Source organism: Kribbella turkmenica, assembly GCF_004348725.1.
Taxonomy (GTDB): Bacteria; Actinomycetota; Actinomycetes; order Propionibacteriales; family Kribbellaceae; genus Kribbella; species Kribbella turkmenica.
The window spans coordinates 1-9,410 of sequence record NZ_SMKR01000230.1 but is presented as its reverse complement, the minus strand read 5'-3'; the positions used below and the strand labels follow the sequence as shown (position 1 = coordinate 9,410).

The window sequence follows — 9,410 nt, the reverse complement described above, 5'->3', positions numbered from 1 at the left end:
GCTTTGGGGCGGGCGTGGTAGGTGACCGCTGGGGTGGCTCGGTGCGGGAGTGACCGGTGGGGGCGCTGGCGGTTGTAGTACTCGACGAAGGTGTCGAGCAGTGCCTGGAGCTCGGTCAGGGTGGCCGGCTGGGCGGGTTGGGCACGCAGCCACTTCTTTAGCGTCTGCTGGAACCGCTCCACCTTCCCGCACGTGGTTGGGTGGTTGGGCCGGGAGTTCTTCTGGACGATGTTCAGGCGGCGCAGTTCGGTCTCGAGGCCGTTGCGGCCGCCCTTCCCGCCCGACAACCTGGTCGTGTAGACCATCCCGTTGTCGGTCAACGTGGACGCCGGGATCTCGTACTGGGCAACGGTTTCGCGGAACGTGGTGACCACGATCTGGCCGGTGATCCGGGGATGAGCGGTCACCGACAACGCGTAGCGGGAGTGGTCGTCCAGCCAGGTGATGATCTCGACATCCGCGCCGGGACGGCCGCCGGCGGTGGTCAGCCGGTAGTGGGTGAAGTCGGACTGCCAGCACTCGTTCGGCAACTCGGCGGCGAACCGCAGGTACGACGACCTGGGCCGCTTGCCCGGGTCCGGGACCACGGCACCGGCCCGGGTCAGGATCCGGTGGATCGTCGCCCGCGACAGCACCGTGGCGTGGTGATGTTCCAGGTGCCAGCCGATCGTGTCCGCCCCGGCATCCAGGCCCGCCTCGACCAGCTGCTTGCGCAGCGCCAGCACCACCTCGATGGTCTCGGCCGGGGTCGACCGTGGTGAGGTCTTCGGCCGCCGTGACCGCGGCTCGAACACCGCCTCGCCCTCGACTGCGTACCGGGCCAGCAACCGGCTGATCCAGCCCTGCGACACCCCGTACGCGCGAGCGACCTCCGACTGCGACCGCCCCGCCAACACCGCCGTGATCACCAACCGCCGCTTCGACACCCCCGAAACATCCCGCCCCCACACCTATTCCGATGACTTGAGACACCCCATTCCGATGTCCTGAACCACAACACCTCCGAGCGCGCTTCGTGAAAGCCCAGGTTCAGCCCGTCTGACCTGGGCTTTGTGTTTCGGATGGAACGGCAGATTGGGCGGCTGTGGTGCTCGCCCTCCTCGTGACCCTCACGATTGACCCCAACGTCACCCCTCCGGGTCCTCGACAGGGACCCGAGCTTGTCCACCACGTCACGCTGCAACTCCTCGGCCACGTCGACGTAGATCACCTTCGTCGTGCGGGGGTCAGCGTGACCGAGGATGTCCTGAATCTGCTCAAGCGGGACATCCTGACTCCACAGCAGCGACGCGCACGAATGCCGCAGGTCGTGGAACCGGATTCGCCGTACGCCGGACTTGGCACAGAGCGCATCGAAGTGGCGGTTCACATTGCGCGGCTCGATCGGCGTACCAATCGTGGTCGTGAACACGTACCCCTCATTCCTGGCTCGCACGGCGTCAGCCCGCTCACGCTTCTTGTCCGAACCGGCAAGGTCGACCAGGTGACCGGCACGCTCAACCTCCTGCGCCGCCCGATGCTTCTTCAAGACAGCGAGCAGTGACTTGGGCACCGGGATTTACTCGGGCGAAGTCATCTGTCTTGACCGAGCCGAGCTGGAACTTGTCAGCCACCCGATGAAGCCCGTGCTCGACCCGGATCACGCCATGGTCAGAGGCCGACCGCCCCGATGCCGAGCGCCCACATCACAACACGTCGCGTCCGCATGATCCCTCCTCCGGATACAGGAATGGGCGCCGGCGGCGGGCGTGCAACATCCAGGCAACTACGGATGGTCGCTGAGGGGATTCACGGGGACTCGCGGGTGGGCCGATGCGGCCCCATTCACGCTCAACAAGGGTGGTCGAAGGCGGTCTCGAACCGCCGACCTTCCGCTCTTCAGCCAGAGTGACGATCAGTTGCGCGAGGCGCTCGAAATGGGCGCTACGCGCGGGCGAGCCGTTCAGGCCTGTCTGAGCCAAGTGGGGGCGGCTGGCCGTGCCAACCTTCGATCCACCAGGTGGCGCCCGCGCTGGAGTAGGCGTCGACCTTTGCCCGATTGTCGGCCGCTGTGGTTGTGCGATCGACGACGACGGCGACATCAATGGTGGATGGGTGCGTCCGGAGGTCGATGAGGTACTGGCTGATAGCCGCCACGTCGTTGATGGAGAGGCGTTCGCCGGTGCGCTGATGGGTATCCATCAAGTAGACGCCATCCCATTGGGCTGCCCTTCGTAGCGGTCGCCGATGTGGCCATCCTGCCGCGACCCATACCGGTATTCGTGGTCGCTGAAGTGGCCGAGGAAGCGATGTCACCCGATCGATGGAGTAATGCCGGCCAGCGAACGAGAACGGTTCACCCGTCCACATCCCGGCGACGACGGTCAGGGCCTCATCAAGCTTCTGCGCTCTGATTCTCGGATCCCATGCCTCACCGAACCGACGGAACTCATCCTCGTTAGCGCCAAGCGCCGCACCAAAGACCACTCGGCCGGCCGACAACAGATCAAGCGTCACTGCCTGCTTGGCGATCTGCCACGGTCGGCGACGAACCAACGGGCTCAGGAAAGCGCCTATCTTGACTCGCTCGGTGCGCATCGCGATAGCCGCGAGGGCGAGCCACGGGTCGATAGCTGGTTCGTCGTCGAGAGGAAGGACGTCCTGGACAAACACGCCGTCCCACCCAAGGGCCTCGGCCTGAACTGCAATATCAGCCAGAACGTGCGGGTCGGCGTACTTCCCGCTGATCGGAATATCAAGACCGAATCGCATTGACCATCACTCCCATGCGGACTAGTCCCGCTCCCGGCCTATCACCGTCCACCGACAATTGGTCCTCGGGCGCGGTCACCAACAGCGTCGCAGTGGCCGAGTCCACGCTCAGAGATCTACCGCTCAGCCGAACGGAAGCGCTCATCCGGCCTTTGCACGGTGGTGCTGCGTGACCCAGTCCGACCCGACGACCGCGTACGGCGAGCACGTCCTGCCACTCGCGCTGTAGCTGCCTTGGCTCGGTGCTCTGGGCCGTAGGCATGTGCAGGCCGCGTCCGGCAGCAAGGTCGCGAGCACCCGAGTAGGCGGCCAGTTGGTCGAACGCGAACAGCCGGTGATCACTCATCAGGTCGAGGAAGCGGCGCAGCTCGTCGGCGGTCCAGATGTCGACTGGTCCACGGTGCTCACGCGAGGCCGCTTTGCCCGCTCAGCCGGATTCGACGCCAGCAGTTGGCGGGTGCGTCTTCCCGCCTACCGCTCAGCCCAGTCAGGACCTATCAGGAGCCACGCGTGGGATGAACGGCAGACGGGAAGACAGCGGGGCTGCCTTGATTGCGTCGCCATCTCTTCCAGCGTTAGTCCTCAAGCGACTTCACGAACTGTCGGCAGGAGTACACACGGCTGAACTGATTGCGCAGGGCATCCTCGTGGTCAATCCAGGCGTGGAAGAAGCCCGCGCGAGGCGTTAGATCCATCTGTGAACCGAAGGCCGAAACTGCCTCGTCTGGATCGGACGCGTACACGTGCAGGTAACGCATCTTTTGTTCGAAACCCTGTGACCGGTACCAGGCCAGCGTTCCCTCGTCGTCCCGAGTCCACGCCTCGACCTGCATGGCTCCTCGCTGTTGAAGTCGGTCGCAGATCTCGTTGAGCAGCCGCTGGGCGATACCAAGCCGACGGTAGTCAGGGTGAACCGCGATCGTCTCGATGGTTGATTCGCTACCTGTGACACTCGCGTCCAGCAGCCCGACGATTTGGTCACCGACGGCAGCGACCAACTCAAGACCTGCTTCCCGCCTCGGCTTGATCGTTGCGACGTCGTCGTAGTAGTTCGTGTCAAGAAAGGCCAGGACGCGGCACCGCAGCCATGGCGTCTCGTCCCCTGGGGTGTAGTCCCGCACAGTCCATCTACTCCGTCATGCCGACATCCTCTCCCTGCCAACGGGCTTGCTGACAGCGGCCACGGATCGGGCCGGACAGCCCTAAACCCGAGGCCTCCGATCCGGCCCCCGCCCGAACACAGAGCTCCGGGGTAGTGGAATCGAACGGTGCCGCCGAGCTCGCCCGACATGCCGCGTTTCGAGCAGGCGAGGGTGCCGGCCAGTTTGACCCACGCTGACCCCAACGGCTCCTGTCCGTCGGCCCGGGGCAGCCCGTGCTCGCGACGGGAGTCAGGCGCCGTGTTGCGAGGGCGCGCTCGGTCGCCGTTGCTCCTCCGTTGCCGTTGCCGTTGCCGTTGCCGTTGCCGTTGACACGACCGCCCAGCCTCGGCAGGATCGATGCACGGCGTGGCCGACGCCCAGCCTCCTGAGGATCTGCCCCAGCCGGGCCCTCGAGAAGGCGAAGGGGATCCTGCCCTCAAGGCTGCTGCCATCCAGGCCTGTTTCGAGTGCCGCTTCGCTGGGGGAATGGGGCACGTCGAGGAGGCTTGTCATGACCAAAGAGGGCAGTTTCAAGCGCGCAGTGCGTCAACGGGCACAAGCGACCGGATTGCGGTACACCGAGGCGCGCGCCGCGCTCGAGAAGGGCCGCACGTCGCCATTTGCTCGCACTCGCCCCGTCGAGTTCGCGGAACTGAGGGCGCACCTCGAGACCCGATACGGCATTCGCATCACCTCAATCGCGCCCATCGACGACGACCCCGAGACGCGGCCACGCGGGTCCTGGGTCGGCCACTACCCCTGGACGCTGGTCGTCAAGCGAGAGGACGGCTCGCCCTGGATCGCTCGAGTCTTCTCGTCGGCAGCGGACACGGTCGGCCGCGTCGAGGGCGATGCGGAGATCCTGCGGTTCCTGGCCTTGCACGAATTCCCTGCCGAACGGCGCGCGCATGACGATCCCGTGTCGGTGCTCCAGGGGAGCGGGGTGATCGTGACCGAGTACGTCGAGGGCGGACGTCCGGCCCAGTCGCCGGCGGTACTCCACGAGTTGGCGGGCCTGCTCGGCCGCCTGCACACGCTGCCCGCGGCCGGTGGTGCGGTCGCGCGGGACGGAGGGTCGGAGGAGCACGACGGCGGCTTCTTCGCGGGACGACCGAAGCAGGATCTCGCGGCGGCGATGAGCTTCCTGGTGAGCGTCGAAGACGCCGTCGCTCCCGAGGGGCGCCAAATGTTCGAGTGGCTCCGCGACAGGGTCGAGCACGCCGACGACGCAGAAGGCCTGCCCGAGGCGTTCACCCATGGGAACTACCACGCATGGGCGGCCGTCGGCAGGCCGGGCGACCTGGCCATCGTCGGCTGGGCCGGGTCCGGACGCGGACCCCGCTTGCCCGCCCTCGCCTGGCTGCTGACGACCGCGGGGGAAGGCGATGGGGAGGGCATCGACGCGGTCGCGCGCGGGTATCGCGAGCACGTTCAGCTCACTGGTGAGGAGCTCGAGCGGCTGCCCGGCGTACTGGCCATGCGACCGCTGTGGCTGGCGTGCCTGGACTACCGGGAGGCGGCGCGCAGCGGGTCCACCCCGACGATGGACGAGGGATGGATCGGCTGGCTCGCCCGCCCCGAGCACGCCGAACGACTAGCTGCGCGCGCGATCGCGTCGTTGCGAGGCTGAGCCGCGCGCTGCTTGCGTTCTGCGTCACAGGCCCCGCGGCGTGGGGCAACATTGCCACGAGCTCGGTCGATGGTGGACCACAACGTCGTGGCGATCTCCTATGACGTCCCTCGGGATCGTGGCCCTCGCCAACCGGGTCGCGCTGAGTCTCCGCCAGTCGCGGGTGCAGAACATCCAGACCGGCCGCAGAGCGCAGCGGCCGAGCCTCGCCAGACACCGGTCCTAGGCAAGGAAACAGGCAGCCGATGAGCGGAAAGCGAGCCATCACGGAGATTGGCTGGCGGGGCATCATCCGCAGCCTAAGATGCTGGACGACCTTTGGCTCTTGAAGGTGGTCCATGTCCAACGTGCCGGTTGCTCGCCCGAAGATCGTTTGTCTGTGCGGTTCCCTGCGCTTCAGCAGGGAGTTTGCTAGCGAGCGCACGCGCTTGACGCTCGATCTAGCGATCGTCCTGGCTCCGGAGGCCACCGAGACGTCTGTGCTGGACCCTTCGCTCGTGCGAGCCTTGGGAGAGCTGCACCTCCGCCGCATCGACCTCGCAGATGAGGTGCGAATCGTGAACCCCGGCGGCTACATCGGGGAGGCCACCCGCGGCGAGATCGCGTACGCCAACGCGTTGGGCAAGCGCGTCACGTACTTGCACGAAGTGGCCATTAGGGACAGTTAGTCGGTTTCTCCGACGCGATCTCAGCGGACAGCATGGCCCTTCCTGCCTGATCGGCGTCGACGCGTCTGTGGAAGTGATCTTGTCGGCGGACGGGCGCGCTCATGCGGTCACCAGGTCACGGATCGGATCGGCGAGCGCCTTGGAGGCGGCGGCATCTGCGACGACGCTGGTCCGCCTGCGGCGGCTCGCCCACCGGTGGACGGGACTTGATAGGCAAGTGGATGCTTGCCTATTGTGGAGTTGTGGGTGAGGATGTTTTCAAGGCCCTGGCCGATCCGACTCGGCGGCGGATTCTGGACGAGCTGGTGGAGCGGGACGGGCAGACGTTGTTCGAGATCTGCACGCGGTTGGTGACCAAGCACAACCTCGGGCTGTCGCGGCAGGCGATCAGTCAGCACCTGGCGGTGCTGGAGTCGGCCGGCCTGATCCGTACGCGCCGCCAGGGCCGCTACAAGTTCCACGATCTCGAGACCGAGCCGCTCGAGCGCATCGTCACGCGGTGGCTCAGGCCGGACACACCGGAGGAGAATTCATGAGGATCCACCAGGTCAGCATCTTCGTCGACGACCAGGAGAAGGCGCTGCGCTTCTACACCGACGTACTCGGCTTCGTGAAGCGGTACGACGTCCCGATGGGGGAGGATCGGTGGATCACGGTGGTCTCACCGGAAGCGCCGGGCGAGACCGAACTGGTGCTGGAGCCCGACCGCCATCCGGTCGTGAACGCGTACAAGGCCGGGCTGGCCAAGGACGGCATCCCGGCGGTGTCCTTCGCCGTCGACGACGTCCAGGCGGAGTACGACCGGCTCGGCAAGATCGGCGTGCTCTTCACCCAGCAGCCGCTGGACATGGGCATGTCGGTCACCGCCGTCCTGGACGACACCTGCGGCAACCTGGTCCAGATCGTCCACCTCAAGTAGTTGCCTGGAGCTACCAGTTGCCTCCGGTGGCTAGCCGTCGGTCGCGGGCGGCAGGACGCGCTTGTGGTACGTCGCGAGGTCGCGCACCTCGACGGTGACCTGGATGTCGAGCCCTGTCCCGCCCGCGATGTGGTCGCACAACGTCGCGACGGCCAGCTCCCCGAGGCGGGACTTGATCTCGTCGTCGCGGCCGGGCAGGATCGCCAGCTCGGCATGGACCATCGCCTGGCCGGCTCCGCCCTCGCCGATCACCTCGTCGCCGGTTGTCCGGAAGCGCGTCTTGAACCCCGGCAGGGCGCTGCCGATCAACGCGGACGCGGCCGGGTGGAACGTCGACGCGAACCCGCGCCGGTCGAACACGCTTGACAAGGACTCCGAGTACTCAACGCTGATCTGCGGCATGGCCCGATTATCGACGGCCTGCTGCACGGAATCCGAAAATCGCTACCTGCTGAGACGCCGGTGGGCCAGGGTTTCGGAATGGACTACGACTTCCTCATCCAGCCTGACGAGCTGACGCTGCGCTATCGAACACCTCGAGCGTCGCGTCGGCTGTCGTTCGCCAACGCCGGGCTCGCATGGGCTGACTGGCGTCCCCGTGCCAAGGCGAAGCTGGCGGAGTTGCTCGGTGTTGACAAGGGCGTCGGGCCCGGCGAGGTGACCGAGGTACGTCGTATCTCGCACGGGGACGTCGACGTGGTCACGGTGGTGATGCGGGTGAGCGATGAGCTGTCGGTGCCCGCCTATCTGCTGCTGCCGGCGACCGCGACGGAATCGGTGGTGGTTGCGCTGCATGGACACGGGCAGGTCGACGAGTGCCTCGCGATCGACGGCGTACGCGAGGACTATCACCACAACTTCGCGCTGGTACTCGCGCAGGCCGGGCACGCGGTGTTGTTGCCGGAGCTGCGTGGGTTCGGAGCGCTCAGCGATCTGGCTGGTCAGCGTCAGGGCGAGAGTCTCGAGTACTGGTGCTGGGGCCGGCACATGGCCTACACGCTGCTCACCGACGGCTTCCAGAACGGGCGGACGCTCTTGGGCGACACCATCGAGGACCTGCTGCGTGGGAGCACTGGCTTGCGGGCACTCACGACGTACGGCGGCTGGACGTTGCCGGGATCTCGTGGGGTGGGGATCTCGCCTGTGCTTATCCGGTGTTCAGTGAGCGGGTCCAATCCATTTTCGCCAGCGGGACGTTGGGATCGTTGACCGCGGTCTTCGCGCGGTCCGGCAACGCGCCGGCTCATTGTGTCCCCGGTGTGCTCGACTGGTTCGACCGCGCCGACATCGCCGGGTTGAACGCGCCTCGTCGGTTGGCCGTGCACTATGGCGAGCTCGACGTGCCCGGTCCGGGCAACGGATCGGCGTCGTACAACGAAACTGTTCCCGACGCCATTGACCAGCTCCGCGCGATCTACCGGGCCGCCGGTGCCGAGGACGCGGTGTCTCTGCACGTCACCGAGCAGGTCGGCCACGAGATGGACAACGGTCTGCTGCTGGACTTCCTGGGGTACGGTGCTGGCGCGAGATGGAGGGCGTGAATGGGGTCTGTGGAGTTCCGTTCGGCTGGGATCGAGGATGCCGAGCAGGTCGCGTGGTTGCACGCGGACAGTTGGCGACGGCACTACCGGGGTGCGTACTCGGACTCGTTCCTGGACGGCGACATCGACGCCGACCGACGCGAGGTCTGGTCGAAGCGGCTCGCCGGCCAAAGCGGGACTGCGACGGTGCTCGCGGAGTACGACGGGCGGCGGCTGGCGGGGTTCGTGCATGTGATGTTCGACCACGACCCGCAGTGGGGCAGCCTTGTCGACAATCTGCACGTCGACTATCGGCACCATCGTGGTGGGATCGGCACACGATTGATGGCTCGCGCGGCGCGGGCGGTCAGCGAGCAGGCGCGTGGCAACGCGATGTACCTGTGGGTGCTGGAGCAGAACACCAGGGCGCGAGACTTTTACCGCGCCGCCGGCGGAGACTGCGTGGAGACCTCGACCGTGCCACCACCAGGCGGAGACCCCACCCGCCTCAACGGCACCCCCATCTGCCTCCGCATCACCTGGCCGGACGTCACTCTGTTCGGCCAGGCGTAGAACCACCGCTTCCGCCATCGGCAGGTCAGCCACCCCTCGCGCCGCACCAACCCCGAGTCGCGGTGATTGCCCACAGCAACCACCGCGACGCAGTCCAACCAGGGCGGGCGACCAGACCCGTCGGCGCGGGGCTGGGTAGGGCCACTACCCGGTCGGCGCAGGAGGCCGACGCGACCCCGTCGGCGCGGGGCTGGGTAGGGCCACTAC

12 protein-coding genes are annotated in these 9,410 nt (G+C 66.7%); 7 read left to right on the top strand and 5 right to left on the bottom strand.

The window, feature by feature from the left end; genetic code table 11:
• The 4 genes from E1218_RS33055 to E1218_RS33040 all read right to left on the bottom strand — a co-directional run.
• On the bottom strand, window positions 1-926 hold a 926-nt coding region (locus tag E1218_RS33055), incomplete at its 3' end, for an IS481 family transposase (protein WP_202866328.1).
• Window positions 905-1,411: a tyrosine-type recombinase/integrase gene (locus E1218_RS38360; RefSeq protein ID WP_407657654.1), complete on the bottom strand. Its 507-nt coding sequence runs from the start codon at window positions 1,409-1,411 to the stop codon at window positions 905-907. The genes E1218_RS33055 and E1218_RS38360, both read right to left, overlap by 22 nt.
• A gap of 512 nt (window positions 1,412-1,923) precedes the next feature.
• Window positions 1,924-2,751 (bottom strand): LLM class flavin-dependent oxidoreductase, encoded by an 828-nt coding sequence (locus E1218_RS33045; RefSeq protein WP_132326979.1) that lies wholly within the window; start codon window positions 2,749-2,751, stop codon window positions 1,924-1,926.
• A gap of 575 nt (window positions 2,752-3,326) precedes the next feature.
• Window positions 3,327-3,872, bottom strand: a complete 546-nt coding sequence (locus E1218_RS33040) for a GNAT family N-acetyltransferase (protein ID WP_132326978.1) — start codon at window positions 3,870-3,872, stop codon at window positions 3,327-3,329.
• A 532-nt stretch (window positions 3,873-4,404) separates the two neighbouring features.
• On the opposite strand from E1218_RS33040, the gene E1218_RS33035 reads away from it, so the two are divergent.
• The 4 genes from E1218_RS33035 (at window position 4,405) to E1218_RS33020 (ending at window position 7,110) form a co-directional block, all read left to right on the top strand.
• Window positions 4,405-5,523, top strand: coding sequence for a phosphotransferase enzyme family protein (locus E1218_RS33035; RefSeq protein WP_132326977.1), 1,119 nt, complete (start codon window positions 4,405-4,407; stop codon window positions 5,521-5,523).
• A 338-nt stretch (window positions 5,524-5,861) separates the two neighbouring features.
• Window positions 5,862-6,191 carry a hypothetical protein gene (locus tag E1218_RS33030; protein WP_132326976.1) on the top strand — a complete coding sequence of 110 codons (330 nt, stop codon included), beginning with the start codon at window positions 5,862-5,864 and terminating at the stop codon, window positions 6,189-6,191.
• Between the two features lie 242 nt (window positions 6,192-6,433).
• The gene (locus E1218_RS33025) at window positions 6,434-6,727 is read left to right on the top strand and encodes an ArsR/SmtB family transcription factor (protein WP_132326975.1); all 294 of its coding nucleotides are present in this window, start codon (window positions 6,434-6,436) and stop codon (window positions 6,725-6,727) included.
• On the top strand, window positions 6,724-7,110 hold the full coding sequence (locus E1218_RS33020; RefSeq protein WP_132326974.1) for a VOC family protein: 387 nt from the start codon (window positions 6,724-6,726) through the stop codon (window positions 7,108-7,110). Before E1218_RS33025 ends, E1218_RS33020 begins: the two co-directional genes overlap by 4 nt.
• A 30-nt stretch (window positions 7,111-7,140) precedes the next feature.
• Here E1218_RS33020 and E1218_RS33015 read toward each other — a convergent pair whose 3' ends face one another.
• The gene (locus E1218_RS33015) at window positions 7,141-7,512 is read right to left on the bottom strand and encodes a 5-carboxymethyl-2-hydroxymuconate Delta-isomerase (RefSeq protein WP_132326973.1); all 372 of its coding nucleotides are present in this window, start codon (window positions 7,510-7,512) and stop codon (window positions 7,141-7,143) included.
• Window positions 7,513-7,590: 78 nt separating this feature from the next.
• On the opposite strand from E1218_RS33015, the gene E1218_RS33010 reads away from it, so the two are divergent.
• From E1218_RS33010 to E1218_RS33000, 3 genes are read left to right on the top strand one after another with little or no spacing between them, the layout of a single operon-like run.
• Complete coding sequence (locus tag E1218_RS33010) at window positions 7,591-8,319, top strand: alpha/beta hydrolase (RefSeq protein ID WP_132326972.1); 729 nt, start codon at window positions 7,591-7,593, stop codon at window positions 8,317-8,319.
• Window positions 8,316-8,651, top strand: coding sequence for a hypothetical protein (locus E1218_RS33005; protein WP_132326971.1), 336 nt, complete (start codon window positions 8,316-8,318; stop codon window positions 8,649-8,651). Before E1218_RS33010 ends, E1218_RS33005 begins: the two co-directional genes overlap by 4 nt.
• The gene (locus E1218_RS33000; RefSeq protein ID WP_132326970.1) at window positions 8,652-9,203 is read left to right on the top strand and encodes a GNAT family N-acetyltransferase; all 552 of its coding nucleotides are present in this window, start codon (window positions 8,652-8,654) and stop codon (window positions 9,201-9,203) included.
• Window positions 9,204-9,410: the final 207 nt, after the last annotated feature.